We start from the raw sequence: 22,602 nt of genomic DNA, 5'->3' as shown, positions 1-22,602 counted from the left end.
CAGGACCCAGTTATTATAATTTCTGGGTATTCCCGTACATGTATGGAGAAAATGGTTAATGGAAATGGATACAGATTAGAAGAAATAAGAGTATACTAGTTTGCAATGCGGATTTAGTGGGGAGGTTCAATTAGATGACGGTAATTGAAATAGAAAAGTTAACCAAATACTATGGTAAGTTTTTAGCCCTGAATGAAGTGGATCTAGAAGTTAAACCCGGAGAAGTTTATGGGTTCATTGGTCCCAACGGCGCTGGAAAGACAACCACACTCCGTATATTGCTGGGATTGATACGTAAGGATTCCGGGGAAATTCGCCTTTTTGACGGGGACCCTTGGCACGATGCAGTTAGACTTCACCGCAGGATGGCCTATGTACCGGGGGATGTGAATTTATGGCCAAGTCTAACTGGTGGTGAAGTTATTGATATGTTAGGTAAGTTAAGGGGTGATTTTGACCCCGAACGTCGGGATGAACTATTGGAACATTTTAGGTTAGATCCTAAGAAGAAATGTGGTGCATATTCCACGGGTAACCGTCAAAAAGTAGCTCTTATATCTGCTTTAGTTTCTGATGTAGAATTGTATATCTTGGATGAGCCAACCATTGGTCTGGACCCCCTAATGGAAGTGGTCTTTCGAGAAAATGTTAATGAACTTAAAAAAGCTGGTAAAACAGTTTTACTATCTAGCCATATTCTCTCTGAAGTGGAGGCCCTTTGTGATCGCCTCAGCATCATCAGGGATGGTCAGATCATTGAAACCGGAACCTTTGAAGATTTAAGATATATCACCAGGACATCCATCACCGTGGATGCCTATAAATCTATCACCGGACTTGAAAATCTGGAAGGAATTCATAATCTTACTGTGAATGATAAACATGCCCGCTTCAGTGTTGATGGGGAAAAAATTGATTCTGTTTTAAAATATCTCACACAATTCGGTGTTAAATCTCTTCTAAGCACCCCACCTACGTTGGAAGAACTTTTCATACGTTACTACAGTGAAGAATATACTGGGAAAAAAATAGTCAGGGAGTGATGAAGAATGAAAGTTAATATGGGGAATTTTTCAGGGACCTGGACACTGGTGCGTTTAATTCTTCGTAGGGATCGTTTAATTTTACCGGGTCTTTTTTTATTCCCGGTGTTTATGTTTTTCAGCATTGCTACTACCTTTGTAAATATGTATTCTGATCCTGCTTCAAGGACGGTTATGGTTCTAGAAATTAGCAATAATCCGGGTGCTGTTGCATTTTTAGGGTCTATTCTGAATTCTTCTGTGGGGGGTTTGGTGGCATGGCGTAGTGCAGTAATTGGCCCCATTCTGGTGGCTCTGGTGAATATTTTCCTTATAATACGTCACACCCGCAGTGAAGAAAGAAAAGGCCGTCTTGAACTTCTAAACTCAAGTACAGTTGGTAGGCAGTCTGCATTGACTTCGGCTTTACTAACTACCTTTGGTGCCAACATCCTCATGGGACTCATCATTACCCTTTCTTTAATTGGGTTGGGGCTTCCCTGGGAGGGATCCCTGGCAATGGGCTTTTCCATGACACTTTTTGGATGTCTTTTTGCAGCCATTGCCAGTTTAGCTGCACAGTTAACTGAAAATTCCAGTGATGTCCGTTACATCACTGTTGCGGTTTTAATAGCATTTTTCTTGTTACGTATTGTTGGATGGGATAATGGAGAAGTGGCTTGGCTATCCTGGCTTTCTCCCCTAGGATGGGTTCATTATCTACGGGCCTTTGCCGGTGAAGAATGGTGGGTTTTGGGATTGTTCATTGTTTTCATTGTTTTCATGCTATTTTGGACCTACAAACTCTCTTCCATCCGGGATGTGGGAAACGGATTTTTACCCCAGAGAACTGGTCCTGCCAGGGCTTCTTCAACTCTAAGTAGTGTTATTGGCCTGGCCTGGAGAATACACCGGAAAATGCTTTTCTTTTGGATAATAGCCTTTATAGTGATGGGAGTAATTTTAGGTTACAATGCTCAGACTATGACCAATATATTTAACAACAATCCCCTTTTCATGTCCATTCTTTCCCATATGGGCAATGGGGCCGAGCCTCTGGATAGCTATATGACTTTAATGCTCCTATTATTTGGCCAAGTATTCGCTATTTATGGTATTTTAGCAGCATTAAAGCTGCGATCAGAGGAAGTCAAAAAACATTCAGAATTCTTGATAACCAATGCAGTTAACCGAACCCGTTGGGCTTTTAGTAACATTTTTTTTGCTTTAATCGGCCCTGCAATGTTGCTGGTGATCTTTATTTTAAGTTACAGTTCTATTTATGGTATTTATTCTGGAATGGATCAGGATTTGTCCCGGCTTTTAAGTGCAGTTCTAATTTATTTGCCTGCAATCTGGGTGATGGTGGGGGTAGCAGTGGCTTTATTTGGTTTTGTACCACGTTTAACCTCTTTAACTTGGGTGGTACTGGGATTCTTCTCAATAATTAACTTTCTGCCGGATTTTCTGGATATCAGTCAATGGATAATTAATATATCTCCATTCACTCACGTCCCGAATCTACTTTTAGGGGACAGTGTAGGGTGGGATTCAGTTTTAATGATGGTGTTGGCATCGGTATTAATTTCAATGGGTTTAATTGGATTTAAACGTCGTGATATAACTTAAAAATTCTAGTATGATAAAGGATAGTATGGGGGGATAATATTGGGGAATTAAAAACAGTTTATGAAATCTTTCATATACTCTAACTCTCTAAATTTAATTTCGAATTCAGTTTCCTGAGTTATATTCAGTTGCTCCATCTATTTGTTAAACCACTTCTTTTTGTTAAACCACTTAGCATTGATTTTTTAAAAAAGAAAAATAGGGAAAGGTAGGGTTATTCATAACCCTGCTCTTTCCACTATCACATCTGCAACATTTTGCGCTGATTTGAATGGAAAATCACTAGCAGTAAGCACTTTACCTGCATCTCCTGCTTTCAGTTCAAAATCTCCTGATTTGCAGGTTGTTTCTGCCCCGTCAGGGAATGCACTTAAGAGTGCTTCAGGTGTTTCCAGGGGGAATTTAGCCCCTGCTAGTGCTCCAACAATCTGTGTGTGTATTTCTTCTTTAACTCCCATTTATATCATCTCCAGTGGGTAATTAAATCCAGTCTTAACTATTGTTTAATAGAAATATATACTAAACCGTCATTAAATTATACTAAGTATATTTATATACACAAATGTGACTCTGAAGGTTAAATGAGAAACTTTATTTTCAATAATGGATATATGAACACATTGAAATTATGGGAACACATGAATGTGATCAAATGAAAAATTCTAAAATCTACGACACACCGGCTAAATTAGAAGCAATACACCGGGATATTAAACGATTAATGGAAAGGTCCAATCAGGAATATTTAGATCTGATGATGGCTAATTTAAGGAAGGATTTTATAGATTCTCTAACTGTTTACATGTCAGATGATATTGGAATGGGTTTGGAAAAGGGAATGGTTGACCCATGCCCCATGAGAGACACCTGTAAATCAATATTCACAGATTTTTTGGAGGATAATTCAAAAAATATCAGGGAAGGGAAGGTTTCAGAAGAGGAAATTGCGGAGAAAAAAGGGGAATTAGGTCAAATAAGGAAACAAGTATCCTTTGATAATTGTGATATTTGTTTCAGTGAAGTTAACTCTCTTTTTGAAAAACAACTAAACCTTATAGACTCCTTACAGATATACAATTCCAATGATGAAAAAAAGACTAAAATATCTGCCATTAATGAGGAAAACATTGTTAAAAATGCATTAGAACCGTTGTCCAATAAACAAAGGCTGCAAATACTAAAATCAATGGTATCAGAAACCCGCACTTTCTCTTCACTTTCTGAACTCACGGGACTCCGCGGTGGTAACTTATTATTCCACATCCAGAAACTCTTGAAAAGTGAACTTATCCTACAGAGACATGAGCGAGGGGACTACATGATCACCAAGAAAGGATTCAATTTAATGTTGTTACTGGTTAATTTTCAAAAATGCTTGGAAGATTGATAAGGGACTATCATTAAATATCTCCCAGTTATTTGCCTCTAATAATCATTTTAATATCTTAATTTCATTAGTAATTAAAAAAAGATTATCTGTATTGCTCCTCAAAGGTTATTATAAATTTAGTTCCCTTATCTCTATTTAATTCAATTTTCCCGTCTATTTGGGTGGTTAAATTATTCACTAACTGCAAACCCAGTGTTGGCGTGTTTCTAAAGTCAATATCATCTGGAAATCCAACTCCAGTATCCTCAACTACCAGTACGAATTCATCCCCATCTTTATGGAAGTCTATATTGATTTCACCCTCTGCATCTTTAATAAATCCGTGTTTCATGGAATTAGTTACCAGTTCATTTACAATAAGTCCCAGGGGTACGGTGGTGTTAATATCCACCATTAAATTTTCCACGTGCATCTTCAGTTCAACCCGTTGGGGGTCAGTGACGCAGCTGTGGTACAGATCCTTAGATAGGGTCTGAATATAATCTCCAAAGTCTATCCGCTTAAGATCCTTGGATTGGTACAAACGTTCGTGGATGAGAGCCATTGAACGGGCCCTGTTTTGACTTTCCCTGAAAATATCCAGGGCTTCTTCATCCTTTATGTATTGGGATTGAAGGTTCAGGAGACTGGATATAATCATAAGATTATTCTTAACCCGGTGGTGTATCTCTTTTATAAGAACTTCTTTTTCCTTTAAAGATTTTTTGAGTTTTTCTTCAACCTTTTTACGTTCTGTGATATCTTGAACTGTTCCGTGAACATGAATACTCTCTTCTTCAGTTGCAGGAATTACTCTTATGTGGAATGCCATGTGCCTAATTTCACCATTATTGAGGACCACCCGGTGATGGATCTCCTGGCTAAAGATCAATCTATTCTCTGTTAAGGATGATTCTATTATTTCTGACATTGGTTGAACATCGTCGGGATGCACATATCTCTGAATATAGGTATCCGATGATATCTGGTAACCACCTTCCTTTTCAGCGGTGGTACCAATCATGGAATAGAACCGATCATTGAAGGTAAGAATTTTATTGGAGGGATCGAATTCCCAGTTAGCTAACTTTGCCAGATCCATGGCATTTTCCAAACGAATCTGACTTAATTTAAGGGCGTCTTCAGCTTTTTGCCTTTCAGTTATGTCAATACAAAATACATTAATGCCTATTATTCCAGTATCTGACTGGATAGGGTTGTAAATGTTTTCCCAGTAATTACGGCTGAGACTCTCTTCCCCATACTCTTCAATGACAATGAAATTTTCACCAGAAAGAACCCGATCAAAGTTCATTTTCGCTTTTTCACGGTCTTCAGGATAGGAGATGTAGTCCAGCATGCTTTTACCAATCTCAATATCAACACCCCAAATATTTTTCATGGTTTGGCTGTGAACCTGGTTAAAGAAGATGTATTGATAATTTTGGTCCAGTGAAAAGGCGATTATATTCTCAGGACCTTCAAAAATAGAATTAAGAATAGCACTGGAATGTTTAATGTCAATTTCCGCTTTTTCAACCGTATTAATCTCTTTAATTTCAATACGCTCCTTTGATAAATGTTGATGGATAAATGATTTGAGAAGATTTTCCTATCATCTCAAGTTATTGCAAATCATCTCAATTTAATTTCCTTGGTCTAAATAGAAAATATTCATGTTATTTTATTAATTTTCAAGAATAAAACAATTTGCATTATTACTAAAAAAATAGGGGTTGTTAATATAGGGGTTGTTAATATGATATTTCAAACAATATAGGGCATTCTTATTAGTCTATAAGTAGATTAATTCCCCAGTAAATGGATAATTAATTGATGTAAATGGATTAGATCCACTTCAAGAAATATTAATCTAGATATTCTGCTTCCCAAAGCTCAATACAATCTTCTATGGTTAAAGAAACATTGCTATCCACAATTTCTTTTTCCAGTTTCGTTTTTTGGAGAGAATCACGCAGAGGACCATACATATTGGCTGCTTTGAATTTAATACTCCTCAGTTTAAGTTCATCATAGAGTTCCTCTAACATTTGAGTTCCTGAGTGGTCAATGAATGATGTGGCCTCAAAATCTAGAACAAATAGTTTAATATCCTTATATTCATGATCTATCAGGTTGAGAATCTTATTTTGTATGTCTTCTGTGTTTAGGAATATTTGGGACCCATCAACCCGCACAATAAGTATCCCGGGAATTATTTCAGCCTCTGGGCGTCGTTTAATGTCTAAAAATTGGTCTTTACCAGGCATTTTTCCAAGAATCGCAATGTGGGGGTTGTACATTTTCTTAATCAACCCCACCACGGATAATATCACTCCAATCACGATACCTTCCAGTGCACCAAAGAATAGTACAGATAGTAAGGTTATGATGGCAATAATGAACTCTATCTTATTAAAATTATAGATGTTACGCAAATGGGGTATGTCCACCAGGCCTTTAATAATAAATAGTACAATTGCGGCCAGTATAGTCTCCGGTAAGTTGGTAAAAATCCCGGTCAAGAATAGAAGGACCAGGAGAATAACTAATCCAGATACACCTCCTGCGAGCTGGGTTTTAGCCCCACTGTCATTGTTTATTGCAGTCCTAGATAGTGCCCCACCCACGGGCAATCCCTGGAACAATCCAACTGCAATATTTGACAATCCTAAAGCTAATAATTCCTGGTTTTTATCAATTTTATACCTGTTTTTTGTTGCAAATTCAGCAGCGAATAAATATCCTTCCATATAACTTATGAGAAAGACAGTGGCTGCCAGGGTAATAAGCACGTTAACATCAATTAGTGCAGGATCCGGAATTATAAGAGAGGGTAATCCCTGGGGGATGTGCCCCACTACTTTCACCCCAAGGGAGGTAATATTGGTGACAGTGATGAGTACAATTGATCCTAAGACCAGAAAAAGGGTATTGGGAAGTTTTGGAAATTTTTTGGTGGCTAAATATAGGAAAATGATTCCTCCCACTCCAATGGCAAGGGATGGTAAGTTAGTCTGATCTATATGGGTTAAAAAGTAATATATCCGTTGAAAAAAAGTTCCAGAACCTCCAGATATTCCGAATAACTTTGAAATCTGACCTGATGTAATGAATAATGCTATACCTGTTAAAAAACCAGTTAATACTGGTTTGGATATGAATTTGACCATGAATCCTAATCTTAAAACCCAGGACAGTATTGCCAGAAGACCAGCTATAACTGCTACCAGGGATGCAATCATGGCATACTGGGCAGTACCGGGGATCATTAAAGAACCCAGTGTAGAACCAACTAATATTGAAAGTGTAGATAGGGGGCCAATGGATAACTGACGGGATGTACCAAAGATTACATAGACCAGAACCGCAACCATCGCAGAATATAAGCCAACTTCAGGTGGTAAATTAGCTAAATATACATATGCAATGGATTCTGGAATTATAAAAGCCCCAACCGTAATTCCTGCAATAATATCCGACCTCAACCATGTTTTATCATAGTTTTTGGCCCATTTGGTTATGGGTAGTATTGTTGAAATCCTCATAAAACTCAATCCACATGAATTTCAAAAAACATCTATTTTCCAATACTAATTTCAAGGATTTTCCTGCACCGTCTATGTTTCAAGTTATTATTAACATTTAAGTAGGTAACAGGACATAAAATTATTGCTTTACTATGATTTAGCTAAATTAGAATTTGGGTGGATTCTATGGTTGAAAAGGATAACACCAAATTGGTTAATGAATCAGAAGAAGTTAAATTATCAACCAAAATGGGGAAAAAATTAGCCCCTGACAGATCATTATTTAGAATTCTAATGGCTATTTTTACATTTATCAGTTCCTGGCAGGAGGTTCAGCTCAAACAGTTCCATCTTTATCTGGTGGTGCTATGGGATTTTCAAGTTTTTCAACATCCAATCACTCACAGTGATTAACTCATATTTATGTTCATAACACAAAATCCATAATTCCACCCATTTTTCTTAAAAAAATAATTAAGTATAAATCCTTTAATTCTAAAATCTAACTACTATAATCATGTATTTTTATTTTACACTGTTGTTGAAAATATTCAAGGAGTTCAGGAAAACTATCAAAACAGCACCATTTATTCAGTTAGTGCTCAGAGTAATCAAACATCTTCTTCAGATGGTTTTGATAAGATTTCATCAAATCCTTCAAAAACTCCAGGATCCGGTGCGGATAACAATTATTCTTTAAGTTTCCTTTTACCCTATGGTCCATCAATTCTTCCCAATTCACTGGATATGCTACCCTCCGTTAACAGCGGATCACAGACGAGTTGGAATTCAATGCAGAAAGATCAACAGCCCTCTGGAGTTATGGCCAACAGCACTAACGGTCCTGAAAATATGAATTCTAGTTCGGTAGACCTACGGGGAATATGCCTTCTAACCTCACCAACAACTTGCCTTCTAACCTCACCAACAACTTGCCTTCTAACCTCACCAAAAATATGCAACCCCCTGGAAATATGACTAACCAGACAAATACGCCTCCAGGGGCCGGTGGGAATAGTCAGAATGATGGATCAAACTGCCAAACACGACAAATAGTCGATTCATTAACCAGTTCTGGAACTACAGTGTTCAGTGGAAACTATTTCAAAATAATCCGGATAGACATATCAAGTTATTCCCACTAACCCATCTTCTTAAAGTCCAGAATGGTCCGGACCATACTTATTTCCTGATTGATATCCACGGATAGAGGAGGACCTTCATCTAGGTACAGGGAGTTTAACTCGAATTTTCCAGATACTAGGTTTCCATGGGCATTATCTGGAGCCATCTGCTTTGTTTCCAGGATAAATATCTCTTTTTCACTTTTTTCAAAGAATTGTTTTACCTTTTTGGAGTCTTTTCCAATCACCCGTAACATTATCATCAAGTGGTCCTCACTGGAAAAATGAAGATCTTTAACAAACTCTTCTGGCACTATCAAATCTTCTAATAATCCTTTTTCTTTTTTGAATGTTATTGAAGCCGTTTCTAACATCATTCATCCCACCTTCATGCCCCTCTTTAATATTGAATAGTTGAGTAAATACCTCCTCAGTTTAAGGTTATTATTTATTATTGTTTTTCCCGGAATATTTAATTTAATAATTTGCTAGCGACTAGGAGTTCCTGATGGCGGGATTAATCCCCTAAAAATATTTAAAGTATCGTTCATTTAATTTATAATGATAAATAATAATAGAATTAGCGGCTTTTAGGAGGTGAGAAATTGGTCCTGGGAATAAATGACCCCTGGATATGGGGTGCATACATTGGGTGCATTCTGGTAACTCTTTTATGTGTTGTTTACGGTATCCTCAACTGGAATAAAGGCGGCGAAGATGAAGTAGAGCAGATAAAAGAAGAAGTGGAATGGCATGAAAAAGAAAAAGAAATGGAAGAAAAAGAATTGGGTCTTTGGGATGAATACGATGAATAAAATTGTTTAGACCTAATAAAAATATAGGTTGTGGATTAAATGAATGATCTATTGATATTAAGTATTGTAGTTTTAATATACTTAGTTATAACAGGCTACGTGGGTTATGTGGCTTGGAGGCGAACCAAAACTGCCGATGATTACTTGGTGGCAGGAAGGGAAACCCATCCATTCATCATGGCTTTAAGTTACGGTGCAACGTTCATAAGTACGGCAGCCATAGTTGGTTTTGGTGGTACTGCTGGAGTATATGGAATGGGACTTTTATGGCTCACATTCCTGAACATACTGGTGGGTATTTTCATAGCCTTTGTATTCTTTGGAAAACGCACCCGGAAAATGGGACACAATTTACGCGCCCTTACTTTCCCGGAATTTTTATCCAGACGTTATGATAGTAAATTTATACAGTATTTCAGTGGACTGGTCATATTCTTTGGAATGACACTATACGCATCAGTGGTTCTCATTGGTATGGCTCGATTCGCAGAAACAACCCTCAAAATAGATTATAATATAGCTCTAGTTGTACTGGCAGTTATCGTAGCATTATACGTTATTTTTGGCGGAATAAGGGGTGTAATGTACACCGATGCTGTCCAAGGTACCATAATGTTTGTGGGAATGTTCATCCTTCTGGTGGCCACCTATTGGATGCTTGGAGGAGTAACTGATGCTAACCAAGCTCTTACCAATCTAGTTAACGTAGTGCCAGCTAAAGCGACAGCCACGGCGACAGCCACAGGTTTCACGGGGTGGACATCCATGCCCGCATTGGGAAGTCCCTTCTGGTGGACTCTGGTGAGTACACTGATACTGGGAGTAGGAATAGGAGTTCTGTCCCAACCACAGCTTGTGGTCCGATTCATGACGGTTAAATCCAACCGTGAACTAAACCGGGCTGTACTGGTGGGTGGAATTTTTATTCTTCTAATGACTGGAACTGCTTTCATAGTAGGGGCCTTATCCAATGTTTATTTCTATGAAACAGTTGGAAAGTTAGCTGTACAAGTTGTAAATGGTAATGCCGACTCAATTATCCCCGCATTCATCACTGCAGCTATGCCCTTATGGTTTGCCTATATATTCATGATTGCCCTTTTATCAGCAGCCATGTCCACCCTCAGTGCCCAGGTACACACCCAGGGAACAGCACTGGGTCGGGATATTTACGAAACCGTGTTTAACAAAAAGGGAGGAGCATCGGTAATGATCGCCAGGCTAGGAATTGCCATAGCCATGATCATTGCAGTTATAATGGGATTCATCCTACCGGCTAACATTATAGCAGTGGGAACCTCCATGTGGTTCTCCATAACCGCAGCAGCCTTCCTTTCCATGTATGTATTTGCCCTTTTCTGGAAAGGTTGTACCAAAACCGGGGCCATTTCTGGACTGTTGGTTGGTACATTCCTTAGCCTATTCTGGCTGGTATTCGAGTACAAAAAATCAGCAGAGGCCCTGGGAATTGCAAAAGCACTAACTGGTCAGGCTGTCCTAACGACTTCTCTACCATGGCCAACAGTTGACCCCATAGTTGTTGCCTTACCAGTTGCGTTAGTGGTTACCATAGTGGTAAGTCTTTTAACTAAAAAACCCAGCGAAGAACACATGGAAAAATGTTTCGAAGGTGTATAAATACTTAGGGAGTTTGAAAAAACTCCATACCTTTTTTTATAGAACTATTTTATTAAGTAAAAATTCATTTTCATAATTAGAAATCTTGGATAAACTTAAATAATTTTAACAGTTCAATTGATTATTTTCACATTATTACATCTAAAAATCATTAAATCCACTAATGGGGAGATTTAGTCTAAGGGAAGATTTTAGATTAAAAATTCTTTAAATTATTAATTATTATTTTTTCAGCCCTGAAACTATAAGTACATCTTGAAACTTAACTTATATGATTAAAATTATGATCTGCTTTAATTTGGTAGATAAATTATGAACTACCTTTTTATATGTATCTGAGGTGAGACCATGAGGATCGTGCAAGAGATTGTTGGAAAAGAAGTTTTAGACAGTTCAGCAGTGGTTATTGGAAAAGTTAGGGATGTGGAAGTAAATTTCATGACCAATGAAATCGAAGCCTTCATAGTGGGGAAAGGAGGCATATCTGAAGGTTTAGGATTGTCTAAAGGCGAAACAATAGTTCCTTATGATATGGTGAGTAAGATTGGGGATAAAATACTCCTTAAAAGCAGGGAGGAAGGAACCAGCTATGAATTTTGATTAATTTCAAAATTATTCTAACCCATTTTTTTAAACTATTATTATATTTTTTACATCTAATGAATTCTCATATTTCCTAAAAAAGATTTTCAGGGGATCCTGAATTGTAACAGTCAATTCTAAGTTATTAGGAGTAAATTCTAGGTTATTAGGGGCGAATTCTAAGTTAACATAGCTAATAATGCACGCCAAATACAAATTCACTCAAAAAATCAGGGTAGGTGACATTTTTGGAAGTTCGAGGCATATGTAGTATCTGTGGGCAGCCTGGTAAAATGTACACCTGTTCCTTATGCGGTAATCTGGTTTGTGGGAACTGTTTTCAATGGAAACTGGGAGTATGTCAGCGCTGTCAAAGAGGATTGAAATCCACTAATACAGACAAAAGGAGTACTTTTCAATAGAATATATTCTCTTATTCTGCTAATAAAAGAATATATCCATAAAATCAGAGATATTCACCATATGAAATATTTTAATTTACTAAAAAAGTATTTTACTCCTTAAATAATATTTTACTCCAAATAATTGGGGGAATAAACGTTTAAATAATGGAATGATAACATGGTGATTGAACAGGAAAAAAACCTTTTAATAAGTTTATTAAAGGATAATCAGGTTATTCAATTCGGCAAATTCACTCTTTCTTCTGGAAGGGAGAGTGACTTCTATGTGGATATGAAAAAGGCCATCACTGACCCTGAGATACTTTCCCAAGTGGCTAAAATCATTTCCCACATTATCCTGGATGATGAAATAGATCTGGTGGCTGGACCTGCCCTGGGAGCGGTGCCCATAGCCACTGCCGTGGCCCTGCAGTCAGGCATACCCATGCTCATGATCCGTAAGGCACAGAAGGGTTACGGAACATCAAAACTTATCGAGGGCGAATTGAAAGAAGGAAACAGGGTCATAGTTGTTGAAGATGTTACCACCACTGGTAATTCCCTCTTAAAAGCTGTTCGAGCTGTTCAGGATAATGGGGGGGTAGTGGAAAGAACCTTTGTAATTGTGGATCGGGAAGAGGGTGCAGTGGAACACCTGAAAAAGGAAGGTGTGATCTTAGAGCCTCTAGTGTCCATTAGTGATGTTAAATAGTTCTAAAGCTTATGAATTAATCTTCTATCTTTTTGAACAAATTTTAAAACTAAAGAATTTAGGCCCCATTTTTTCAAAACTCTTTTTTATTTTAGATTTAATAGTTCACTTTCCCGGTTGATATTGTTAAAGTTATATTCAAGTTCATTGCTTCATATGTTTCACTATATGTCCCATTTCAGGCTTTATTAGTTTCACACCCAACTGAACTGCATTGGGTGAACCTGGTAAGGCCACCAGCAAGGTTTCCTTCCAGACACCTGCAGTTGCCCGGGTCATTATGGCACCAGTTCCCAGTTCTTTATAAGTCTCATAACGGAAAACTTCACCGAAGCCATTTAATTCTTTTTCAAATAAGGGTTTAATGGTTTCAATTGTGATATCCCTTTTCCCAATTCCAGTACCACCCGTGCTGATAATGATTTCAGCACCCAGATTTTTCATTTTCCTTAATGTTTCCAAAAGCAGGTGGGTATCATCAGGTATAACTTGGTAAGACACAATTTCATGCAGCTCTTCCAGTGATTCAATTATCATTTTGCCGGAGAGATCTTCAGGGTTTGAAACAAAATTAGGATTTTTTTTTTGGGATAAATTTGATTTAGAGTCGCTTAAAGTAATTATTCCAACTTTAACCCTTAATGGGCTGTGTTTTTTATGTTCTTCCATGGTTTTACTTTTCATTTTTTGCCCTCTATATTTATTGAGATGTAACTATTGAGATGTAACTTTTTTTTTAGACTGGCAAATTTACTGATTAATTAGTAATCTATTATTAGAATATTAATTAATTGTAGATGGTAAAAATAAGATAAATAATTGTAGATGGTATTTAAGAATGGTTACAATTCAATTCATATAACAACGAGGTCATAAACTTTAGTAACCAATATCTATGTGGAGATTTGTAACTCATTAATTCCAGTATTAATATGGTAATAAGTAATCATTTCAGTTAAAATTTAACTAAAAATATTTGAGGACTTAATCTCTCTGTATTTGATATAAAATAGTATTAATAAAGTATTTTTACTTTTTAGTGCAAGGGAGGGCATTAGGTCCAAATCGGAGGCGGTTTTTCGCAGGCGAAAAATTGTGAAAGGAGTCTAATGACACCCTCCCTCAACAAATAAATTATTGTTTTACGCACATAAAAACATTTCTCATAAATGATATTCGGCTCTGTCAAAAACTTGGGGGTTAAGAGTCAAAAACCTTTATCTGGTTTAGGATTTCTATTCTGATATTTATTCGCGACATTGCACCTTTTTTAATCTTCATTATTCTTTTAATACTTTTAGGAAAGGTTTTTTGGAATTGGTTTTCCAATTTATTTGAAGTTCGTTCAATATTTTCATCTAAAAGGTACGAAAAGTATGTTTTGAAGTAAGGCATTAACGAATCCATGATAATTGATTGAATAACCTTTGAATAATCTTTTATTTGATTTAATATTTCATCCATTCGAGTTCTAGCTTCTTTAAATGATTTACTGTTAAATAAACTGAATATTTCTAGTTTTTCTTGCCTTATATTCTCTAATTCATCATCAGACAATTCATTATCTCTTATGTATTCTTTTATTTTCTTATTTATGTTTTTAAACACATGAAATAAACACCACTGATGCGTAAACTCTAATCCTTCAATTATGGGTTTATATTTTTCATCTAAATCGCTTGTTATTGCTATTTTCTTTTGATTTCTGGTGGATTCCTCTAAAAACTTTTGTATGTTCGTGGAATTCTCTTTGGAGTATATTTCATCAGCAACGATAATATTCTGTTTACTGTCGAATAAAGCGAAACGGTAATTCCAAAAGCCGTTAAGCTTAATCCACTCCACGTCAAAAATGTAATAACCACTATAAAGATTTTTTACTTCTTTTTTAGGGATTTCATATCCAAGTATCCAGTTTTCAATTGTTTGCCTTGAAACACTGATCCCCGTGTCTTTTTTAATTTTATAAGCAATTTTACGGATTGATCCCAAGAATAAACCAGCTAATTCAACGCATTTTTCTTTGAATTCATTTGAAAAGTTACTATTATCATCTACAATGTCTGATATATCTGTTTTAAACTTTTTACCACATTTTTTACACTTGTACATTTGAATTTCAGCGTTAACAACTCCTTCATCATAAAAATAAAGTTTTCTTTCTTTAACTCCATTTTTAATCACAGATTTACTGAAACACTCCGGACAAAAAGAAACCAGCACCTCAATATGAAAAATATCCTTTTTATACCAAGTATTCAACGAATTAAATACATTATCATCTCTTTCAATCGATTTTAAATGATTTTCCTCATATTTCGATAAATCTTCACAAAAATAGGAAAGTTTATAACTCTGATCAAACAAACTATCAATTGGAGCAAGTATTTTTCTGTTTAGCATAGAAAATACTATGCTCCCCTTATTATAAAAGTTTTTAGTTTTTTATTTCAGGAAATAATGAGTTTAAACAAGGATAACCAAATTGTTTATCAAAACACAAATTTCAAAAACCCCCAAGTTTTTGACAGTGTCTGATATTCAAGTTATAAAAAAGTTTTTAACGAGATTAATATTTAAAAAACCTTTAAAAATCATGTTAATTTGACTTAAAATTTATTAACGTTGTTTAATTTGTTATATGTAGAGGTTAATGTAATATGTTCAGTAATACTTGAATTTTGGTGTAATATGAAAGAGAGAATTTTGAAAGAGAAAATTTATGTTCTAGATGCATCTGGAATTATTGGGGGATTTATATCTTCAAAACATAAAAATATCACAATTGGTGGTGTTTTATCTGAAATTAAAGATTTAAAATCGCAAATAGCTGTGCAATCAGCAATGGATGATGGTAAAATCATTATCAAAGAACCAGACACCGATTCATTAAACCAGGTGCAAAATGCAATTGAAAATTCAGGTGATATTCTAAGGTTATCTGAAGTGGATATGTCGTTAGTGGCCCTAGCAGTAACTCTCAAGAAGGATTACCATCCTCTGGTGGTTACTGATGATTATTCCATACAGAACATTCTGAAAATTCTGGAAATCCCCTACCAGAGTGTTTTATCTGAGGGAATCCGGGAAGTCTATGGATGGATCAAGATCTGCCGAGGCTGTCGTAAGAAATATCCTGCAGATTATAAATGGGATGAATGTGAAATCTGCGGGTCAAATGTTTACCGTAAGCGAATCAAAAAATAATCTTTTATTATTGGGATTTATCCCTATTAACGATTTAATATTAAATACTTTAAGTTTTTGGGCATTAAATGATTTTTTTTTAAAAAAAAGGTTGAATCAAAAGAATTAAAATCATATTATTACCCCCTCATTGAGGAGGTAATTATAATAAACATATTGGTCCTAAGGGTGAACTATGATGATGATGAAGATTGGTGTAGTGGTGCACGGACCAGAAATAGTTGATTCTGGTTACGCCCAGAAGTTCCTGGATTTCCTGGAGGATTATGGTACAGTCGGGGCAAGATTAGGTGGAACTATGGGAAGAACTGCGGTCATCGATGCTCACCTGGAAGATAAAATTGATATCAGTCAGAAGCTTTTCCCCAGCCAGTCAGTAGATAAATTCAAGGATGAAAACTGTGATGTTATTTTCCTGATAAACTATGGTAAGTCCAGTGTAACTGGGCATGCCTTTGGATACAAGGTTTACCATAACTGCCAAGATCAACCACCCCTGATACAAATGGAAAGACCCGGGGAGTCGGATGGTAGTGTGGTGGCTTGGAGGGAAGATAAGATGAAACTGGCAGAAGACATTGCCCATAAAATGGATCTACAACTGGTTCTGCCGGAAGATATACATAATAATCTTTTTTCAGAAGATCCCTGTCAGGAAATCTCCAATACCATCTGCCGGGAAATTGCTGGTGTATCTCCCGGGGAGAATATATTCGTCAATGGTATAGTAATCGGGAAATCCACATCATCAGAAGTGGCCATAGTTGCTGAAAATGGTATTATAACCCAGCTAATAGGTGGGGAAATCAAAGAACATGGTGTGGAGAAACTGGGGCCGATAACGCTTCGAAAAGCCGTTGTAAAAACGGGTTTACTCCGCAAATCCAGAGTTAAACCTAGAATATTGAAATCAGAAAAATCCAATGATCATTTCACTATTTCTTACTTAAACCATGCTGCAGAGGACATTTACCGGTTGAAAAATGCAGATATGGTGGTTACAGTGGGGGATGACACTACACTGGTTGCTGCAGATATACTTTACCGTTTCAACGTACCCATAATTGGCATAACGGATGGAGATTTGGATAAAGTTGTTGAAGAAGGTTTTAAAGCAGAAGGTTCTTTGATTGTGGAACTTGAGAATGGTTGGGATGATCAGGTGGGTGATAAAATCTTTTTAGAACTTTTCAACCGTGAAGAGACCATAGAAATAGAAAATATAGAAAATTTTAAAAGTAAATTGCTACAAATTATTAGTAATATAACTAGTCAATATCAGGTTAAGTATAGTTGAGGGTTACAAATAAGGAGATCCTAACTTTGGATTAATTAAATTATAATATTCTTGGCTGTGATTCTGTTGACAATTAACCCGTGATTGACTAATCCTTAAAAACCAACCATAAATAAATAAAAAATTATATCTCTGCATATAATTATTGCATTATAAGAGATCATTGGATTATAAAATGAAATCGAGGTGCACTCGTGGATTTAAGCTCACTTGTTGATTCTATACGAAGTTTTGAGGGAATTACTCGTAAAAATCTCATAAAAGACGTAACTGGGCTCCTGGAAGAAACTTACAATATTTCGGGAAGAACTCTTCTTGGTTTCGGGGATGATGCATCAGCCCTGGAGATTGGGAACGGCCAGGTAGTTCTCTTGGCTGCTGATGGAATGTGGGGAAAATTAATGGAGGCTGATCCCTGGTGGGCCGGGTACTGCTCAGTACTGGTAAATGTGAACGACATTGCTGCCATGGGTGGGATGCCCATTGGAATGACCAACGTCCTTTCCACTCAGGATAAAGATATATGCCGTCAGATTATGGATGGAATTAACGAAGGGGTTAAGAAATTCGGTGTACCGATGGTGGGGGGGCATGTCCACCCTGATGCTCCTTACAATTCCCTGGATGTTTCCATAACTGGTATAATGAATCGTGAGGATATCATCACCAGCTGTGGTGCTAGACCGGGTGATAAGGTACTGGTAGCCATAGATCTGGATGGTGCAATACATCCCCAGTTCCACCTTAACTGGGACACCACTACCATGAAAAGTGCAGACCTGGTACAGGCCCAGATCACCGCCATGAATGAAATTGCAAAAAAACACCTCCTCACTGCTGGAAAAGATATTAGTAACCCTGGAACTCTGGGAACCCTTGGAATGCTTCTGGAAACCTCAAATATGGGAGCTATAGTGGAATTGGAACTCATACCTCGCAGCAATGATGTGAACTGGGAGGACTGGTTGAAACTTTACCCTGGATCCGGATTTGTCCTCACTGCCAGGGAAGAAAATGTTCAGAGGATCATAGAAATCCTGGAAAATGTTAACATCACCACCATGGTGGTGGGTAGTATAATATCTGACCAGAAACTATACTTAACTTCTGGAAATGATAAAGAGATTGTATTTGACTTTTGCACTGATAAGATCACTGGAATACATGATGAAAATCCCTAGGAGGGTATTTGATGCTGGTGAAGGTCAATGGAGAAAAAATAGAACTCCCTGAAGGATCGACAATACAGGATGCCATTGATGCAGTGGGAGCGCCCTATCTGCCGGGATGTGTCCTGGGGCTGGTTAAGGGGACTGAAGAAGTAGAAAAACACGTTAACAAGTACAGTTTGAAAACCAACAAGGGAAGTATCATCATTGAAATACTGGATGGGGCCCCCGAAACTCTGGTTTCAACATGGAAAGAACGTTACAAAGAATTTTCTAAAATGGGGGTGCGCTGGACCACCTCTCAAGAAGTGGCAATTGGGCCTATAGTCACGGAATTAACTCCCAGCAGGGAAACTTACCATTACCATCGTTGGGATGTTCTTTTCAGCCTCTCCGGATTCACTGCCGATGCCACACATCTTATACTTTCCACAGGAGAACATGAAGCAGTTTATGGTGCTCCTGAAGAAAACCGAGGAGTTTTTGCCCGGGTTGTTGGGGGGAAAAGAACCATTCTGAAACTCACTGACGATGATGAAGTATCAGAGGTTAAACCAGTCATGGAAAGGGAGAGCATAGTTAAAAGTGCGGCAATCACCAACCTGGAAACCGAGTTGGAAGAAGGCAACCAGGTATACACCTACGTACAGGTCGAACCAAACCCTAAATCTCCCCAATCAGTGGAACACTTCTATGCCCTCCAGGAATCTGGTAAAGTTCGTGTGGACTATGATTCTAACACATTCGTTGGATTCTATGCATTACAGGGATTGGAAAAGGAAGCTGAACAGATCGACCAGCGTAAAAGGGGCACCATAACCTTCCGTAATTCTGGAAAAGGAGTGGGTCGGGTTTACATTTACCGGGAGGACCGGGTTTCCACACCATCCCACAACGTACTGGGAAAGGTAATAAATGGGATGCAATTACTGGACATCGCAAGTTTCGGTGATGAAGTAACTATCCAAACATCCCCCACCCGGATAATGACATTATCCATGACTCAGAAAGAGGCTGAAGAATTCTTACAGGAAAATGGTGTTAAACAAATCCGTGAAGGTCTCCAGGATGATGAGGCAGTGGTGGTGAGGCAGGAACCACATTACACCATGGACATCATTGCCCAGGGAGAAGTTAAAACCTATGGTATTCCTGAAGAAGACCTCCTTCACGTGGAATTATATGAAGATGCGCCCCGCTCCACCTGGTACTTCCAAAAAATCACCGGACTCCTGGATGCACCTGTAGGATCATTAAAGGTTCACTTCGCCTTCCCCGGCATGAAACTGTTAATGTTCAAGGATGTTCCCAAAGAATCTAAAGGATTAATACCGGAAAACAATCCTCAAAGTGTGGTGAAAGCAGGAGAAATAGGGATTACTAACATGTCACGCCGCCATATAGGTATGGTGGGGGTGCGATTTGAGGATAACAAAGAATTTGGCCCTACTGGAGAACCATTCCAGGGAACCAATATCATTGGAAGAATGTCTGAAGGAATAGAAAATCTGGAGAAATACAAAGAGGGGGACACCATTTATGTCACCAGAAAATGATAAAGTCACCAGGATGTTTGTATTAGGGCCAAAGGCCCAGCTAAGCCAGAGCGAACTGGTGGGAAAACTGCACATGCTAGAATTGCCCCTAACCATTAAATCCACTTGTTACGGTGCAGTGATACATGGGGAAGAAAAGGATGTGTTAGAAGCAGTAAACCGAATAAGAAAACTGGACCCATCTAACATTTTCACCAAAGACCGGGGATTCCCACCAGGAGACCCTAGAAGATGCCGTGCAAAACGAGGTGCGGCCAGGGAAGGATTCCACCAGCTAGAGAAGGAATATGAACTACTGGAATATGTGTGTGACGCCCTGGAAAACCCGGAAAAAGTGAACCTGGAAGAACCAGAGAAAATTACCCCTGATGAATTTAAAAAAATTGCCCAGGAGTGTGAAAAATGAATATCAATCCATCCTCAACTGGAGAAGAACTGGTAGCAATGGCAATGGCCATTCACCAACTGGTAAACGGACTCCCCATGACCATGCGCACACTTAACAATCCCGGTGTACGCATTGAAGGTGGAAAGGTTCTGGATTATAACTACACCGGACCAATCCTGGAAGAAGTGCTAAAAAGCGGTGAAATGGTTCAAAAAATACCAGAAAGTGGGGAATATAAAGACACACCCGTGGTAGTGGTTCCCATAATAGAAGAAGGCCATATCATCGCAGCAATGGGAGTAGTGGACATTACCAAGGGAATTTACAGTGATATAATGGAGATTACAAGAAGACCAGAAGGATTCACCGAGTCCAGGGGTGGTCTACAGTGAAAATAGCTGTTTTCCCACCTAACTCATTGATACTGGCAGATATGGTGGAGCGAAGGGGTCATGAGCCCCTGGTAATCCAGAAAGAAATCCGTAAGAAGGTCACTGACCCGGAAATAGACTCACCTCCATTTAACATCACTGAGGAAGAACCCATCAAAGGCCTGAAATACGCAGCAATTGAAGTTCCATCTGGGGTGAGGGGAAGAATGGCCATATTCGGGCCGATTATTGACGAAGCTGAAGCAGCTATAATTATGGAAGACGCCCCTTATGGTTTTGGATGTATAGGATGTGCCCGTACCAATGAACTTTCAATGTACTTCCTGCGCAAAAGAGGTATTCCAGTTCTGGAAATCCACTACCCAAAAACCAGGGAAGAAACCATGGAAGTGGTTAACCGTATCAACACATTCCTGGACGAGTTAGACAAATCAGATGATTCTGAAGAACCTGGAAAAACCAATGAAACTCAAGAGGGAAAGACCAAGGAGCAGGTGGAGGAATAAGATGGTAAAAATAGCTCAAATTTCATGCGGAACCGAGTACAGTGGGGTTCAGAAAGAGATTGAAAAGGCAGCAGCCACATTTGGAGCTGAGATTGTTATCCCTGAAGCCGACCTGGACTACATTGACGAAGCATACCATAAGTTCGGATTCAATGCTGCCAGTAGCAGCATAAGGTTAATGATTGCCAGAGCCATGTCTCTGGCTGAAGGAAAATCAGATGCAGATGCAGTTTTCATAGCCACCTGTTTCAGATGTGCTGAAGGAGCCCTGGTCAGAAATGAAGTAAGGCGATTCATACAGGAGAACACTAACTTACCTGTGGTCACATATTCATTCACTGAACGAACCAAGGCCGATGAACTCTTCATTAGGATGGAAGCCCTCTCCACCATCGTAGCCAGAAAAAGCCTACTGGCCAGGGAAAAACAGGAAGGACTCACCCTAGGGATAGATTCTGGTTCAACTACCACTAAAGTGGTGTTAATGGAAAATAACAAGATCATAGGAACAGGATGGCTACCAACCACCGATGTTATAGGCTGTTCCAAGGATGGAATGGATCAGGCTTTCAAGGACACTGGTTATAAATTCGATGATGTGGATGGTGTGGGAGTCACCGGTTACGGGCGGCTGACCATTGGTAAACACCTGAATGCTGCTCTTATACAAGAAGAACTCTCTGTTAACTCTAAAGGGGCAGTTTACCTGGCAGGACACCAGAAAGGTGAAGCCACTGTACTGGATATAGGTGGTATGGATAACAAAGTCATTACAGTCAATGACGGAATCCCTGATAACTTCACCATGGGGGGAATATGTGCTGGAGCCTCAGGAAGATTCCTGGAAATCACCGCCCGACGTTTAGGGGTGGATATAAGTGAACTTGGGCCTCTTGCTCTCAAGGGAGACTTTAAAAAAGCAATCCTGAACAGTTACTGCATAGTATTCGGTATTCAGGACCTGGTCACTTCTCTGGCTGCAGGTGGTGCTAAAGAGGATGTAGCTGCAGCTGCCTGTCATTCTGTAGCGGAACAGGTCTACGAACAGCAATTACAGGAAATTGATGTGCGAGAGCCCCTGATCCAGGTAGGGGGAACCAGCCTAATCGGGGGACTGGTGGAAGCAGTTAGTACAGTCCTGGGAGGAATGGATGTTATTGTACCTGAATACTCCCAGTACATTGGAGCTGTTGGAGGAGCCCTACTTGTTTCTGGATTGGGAGATAAGACAGATTTTGGGGCTAAAAAATAATCCAGGGGAT

The 22,602-nt window shown here is 38.4% G+C and carries 25 protein-coding genes; 18 read left to right on the top strand and 7 right to left on the bottom strand.

Annotated features, from left to right (window positions below; all coding sequences use genetic code 11):
* The first annotated feature begins 134 nt into the window (after positions 1-134).
* Positions 135-1,043, top strand: coding sequence for an ABC transporter ATP-binding protein (locus BK009_RS05520; RefSeq protein WP_100906883.1), 909 nt, complete (start codon positions 135-137; stop codon positions 1,041-1,043).
* Here BK009_RS05520 and BK009_RS12390 read toward each other — a convergent pair.
* Positions 1,001-1,327, bottom strand: a complete 327-nt coding sequence (locus BK009_RS12390; protein WP_157809711.1) for a hypothetical protein — start codon at positions 1,325-1,327, stop codon at positions 1,001-1,003. The two genes, BK009_RS05520 and BK009_RS12390, sit on opposite strands and share 43 nt — an antisense overlap.
* On the opposite strand from BK009_RS12390, the gene BK009_RS05515 reads away from it, so the two are divergent.
* Entirely contained in the window at positions 1,296-2,651 is a 1,356-nt protein-coding gene (locus tag BK009_RS05515; RefSeq protein ID WP_157809710.1) for an ABC transporter permease, read from the top strand. The genes BK009_RS12390 and BK009_RS05515 overlap by 32 nt on opposite strands.
* Positions 2,652-2,869: 218 nt before the next feature.
* On the opposite strand, the gene BK009_RS05510 is transcribed toward BK009_RS05515, so the two are convergent.
* Positions 2,870-3,109 carry an MTH865 family protein gene (locus BK009_RS05510; protein ID WP_100906881.1) on the bottom strand — a complete coding sequence of 80 codons (240 nt, stop codon included), beginning with the start codon at positions 3,107-3,109 and terminating at the stop codon, positions 2,870-2,872.
* A gap of 194 nt (positions 3,110-3,303) precedes the next feature.
* On the opposite strand from BK009_RS05510, the gene BK009_RS05505 reads away from it, so the two are divergent.
* Positions 3,304-4,038, top strand: coding sequence for a winged helix-turn-helix domain-containing protein (locus BK009_RS05505; RefSeq protein WP_100906880.1), 735 nt, complete (start codon positions 3,304-3,306; stop codon positions 4,036-4,038).
* 85 nt (positions 4,039-4,123) lie between these two features.
* Here the strand turns inward: BK009_RS05505 and BK009_RS05500 are convergent, their stop codons facing one another.
* Together BK009_RS05500 and BK009_RS05495 are read right to left on the bottom strand one after the other, a co-directional pair.
* Positions 4,124-5,473, bottom strand: a complete 1,350-nt coding sequence (locus tag BK009_RS05500) for a sensor histidine kinase (RefSeq protein ID WP_257790627.1) — start codon at positions 5,471-5,473, stop codon at positions 4,124-4,126.
* A gap of 415 nt (positions 5,474-5,888) precedes the next feature.
* Positions 5,889-7,568 (bottom strand): SulP family inorganic anion transporter, encoded by a 1,680-nt coding sequence (locus BK009_RS05495; protein ID WP_100909210.1) that lies wholly within the window; start codon positions 7,566-7,568, stop codon positions 5,889-5,891.
* 168 nt (positions 7,569-7,736) lie between these two features.
* Between BK009_RS05495 and BK009_RS05490 the strand changes: the two genes are divergently transcribed.
* Entirely contained in the window at positions 7,737-7,964 is a 228-nt protein-coding gene (locus tag BK009_RS05490; protein ID WP_157809709.1) for a hypothetical protein, read from the top strand.
* A gap of 378 nt (positions 7,965-8,342) precedes the next feature.
* Entirely contained in the window at positions 8,343-8,528 is a 186-nt protein-coding gene (locus BK009_RS12490; RefSeq protein WP_169923156.1) for a hypothetical protein, read from the top strand.
* 163 nt (positions 8,529-8,691) lie between these two features.
* Here the strand turns inward: BK009_RS12490 and BK009_RS05480 are convergent, their stop codons facing one another.
* Complete coding sequence (locus BK009_RS05480) at positions 8,692-9,051, bottom strand: hypothetical protein (protein ID WP_100905932.1); 360 nt, start codon at positions 9,049-9,051, stop codon at positions 8,692-8,694.
* 228 nt (positions 9,052-9,279) lie between these two features.
* On the opposite strand from BK009_RS05480, the gene BK009_RS05475 reads away from it, so the two are divergent.
* From BK009_RS05475 to pyrE, 5 genes are all read left to right on the top strand, one after another.
* The gene (locus BK009_RS05475) at positions 9,280-9,489 is read left to right on the top strand and encodes a symporter small accessory protein (RefSeq protein WP_100905933.1); all 210 of its coding nucleotides are present in this window, start codon (positions 9,280-9,282) and stop codon (positions 9,487-9,489) included.
* Between the two features lie 39 nt (positions 9,490-9,528).
* Entirely contained in the window at positions 9,529-11,127 is a 1,599-nt protein-coding gene (locus BK009_RS05470) for a sodium:solute symporter family protein (RefSeq protein ID WP_100909208.1), read from the top strand.
* A 348-nt stretch (positions 11,128-11,475) separates the two neighbouring features.
* The gene (locus BK009_RS05465; protein WP_100905935.1) at positions 11,476-11,727 is read left to right on the top strand and encodes a PRC-barrel domain-containing protein; all 252 of its coding nucleotides are present in this window, start codon (positions 11,476-11,478) and stop codon (positions 11,725-11,727) included.
* Between the two features lie 230 nt (positions 11,728-11,957).
* Entirely contained in the window at positions 11,958-12,131 is a 174-nt protein-coding gene (locus tag BK009_RS05460) for an orotate phosphoribosyltransferase (protein ID WP_100905936.1), read from the top strand.
* A 160-nt stretch (positions 12,132-12,291) separates the two neighbouring features.
* Complete coding sequence (pyrE, locus tag BK009_RS05455; protein WP_100905937.1) at positions 12,292-12,825, top strand: orotate phosphoribosyltransferase; 534 nt, start codon at positions 12,292-12,294, stop codon at positions 12,823-12,825.
* 144 nt (positions 12,826-12,969) lie between these two features.
* Here pyrE and BK009_RS05450 read toward each other — a convergent pair whose 3' ends face one another.
* Positions 12,970-13,509: a MogA/MoaB family molybdenum cofactor biosynthesis protein gene (locus BK009_RS05450; RefSeq protein WP_100909207.1), complete on the bottom strand. Its 540-nt coding sequence runs from the start codon at positions 13,507-13,509 to the stop codon at positions 12,970-12,972.
* 516 nt (positions 13,510-14,025) lie between these two features.
* Positions 14,026-15,228 carry a hypothetical protein gene (locus BK009_RS05445; RefSeq protein WP_100909065.1) on the bottom strand — a complete coding sequence of 401 codons (1,203 nt, stop codon included), beginning with the start codon at positions 15,226-15,228 and terminating at the stop codon, positions 14,026-14,028.
* Between the two features lie 303 nt (positions 15,229-15,531).
* Between BK009_RS05445 and BK009_RS05440 the strand changes: the two genes are divergently transcribed.
* From BK009_RS05440 to BK009_RS05405, 8 genes are all read left to right on the top strand, one after another.
* Positions 15,532-16,032 carry a PIN domain-containing protein gene (locus tag BK009_RS05440; RefSeq protein ID WP_100906741.1) on the top strand — a complete coding sequence of 167 codons (501 nt, stop codon included), beginning with the start codon at positions 15,532-15,534 and terminating at the stop codon, positions 16,030-16,032.
* 184 nt (positions 16,033-16,216) lie between these two features.
* On the top strand, positions 16,217-17,329 hold the full coding sequence (locus BK009_RS05435) for a DUF2117 domain-containing protein (RefSeq protein WP_100907920.1): 1,113 nt from the start codon (positions 16,217-16,219) through the stop codon (positions 17,327-17,329).
* Between the two features lie 194 nt (positions 17,330-17,523).
* A complete protein-coding gene (locus BK009_RS05430; protein WP_100909206.1) occupies positions 17,524-18,510 on the top strand; it encodes a methanogenesis marker 2 protein in 987 nt (328 codons plus the stop codon).
* 11 nt (positions 18,511-18,521) lie between these two features.
* Positions 18,522-20,054, top strand: a complete 1,533-nt coding sequence (mmp3, locus tag BK009_RS05425; protein ID WP_100909205.1) for a methyl-coenzyme M reductase-associated protein Mmp3 — start codon at positions 18,522-18,524, stop codon at positions 20,052-20,054.
* Positions 20,038-20,460: a methanogenesis marker 6 protein gene (locus BK009_RS05420; RefSeq protein ID WP_100905941.1), complete on the top strand. Its 423-nt coding sequence runs from the start codon at positions 20,038-20,040 to the stop codon at positions 20,458-20,460. Before mmp3 ends, BK009_RS05420 begins: the two co-directional genes overlap by 17 nt.
* Complete coding sequence (locus BK009_RS05415; protein WP_100905942.1) at positions 20,457-20,834, top strand: DUF2111 domain-containing protein; 378 nt, start codon at positions 20,457-20,459, stop codon at positions 20,832-20,834. Before BK009_RS05420 ends, BK009_RS05415 begins: the two co-directional genes overlap by 4 nt.
* On the top strand, positions 20,831-21,340 hold the full coding sequence (locus tag BK009_RS05410) for a methanogenesis marker 5 protein (protein ID WP_100905943.1): 510 nt from the start codon (positions 20,831-20,833) through the stop codon (positions 21,338-21,340). Before BK009_RS05415 ends, BK009_RS05410 begins: the two co-directional genes overlap by 4 nt.
* Before the next feature lies 1 nt (position 21,341).
* Positions 21,342-22,592 carry a methanogenesis marker 15 protein gene (locus BK009_RS05405; RefSeq protein WP_100905944.1) on the top strand — a complete coding sequence of 417 codons (1,251 nt, stop codon included), beginning with the start codon at positions 21,342-21,344 and terminating at the stop codon, positions 22,590-22,592.
* The last annotated feature ends 10 nt before the right edge of the window (positions 22,593-22,602 follow it).

The organism is Methanobacterium subterraneum (assembly GCF_002813695.1).
Classification (GTDB): Archaea; Methanobacteriota; Methanobacteria; order Methanobacteriales; family Methanobacteriaceae; genus Methanobacterium; species Methanobacterium subterraneum.
Note: the sequence above shows the minus strand (reverse complement) of the source record. Positions and strands in the feature narration are given on the sequence as shown.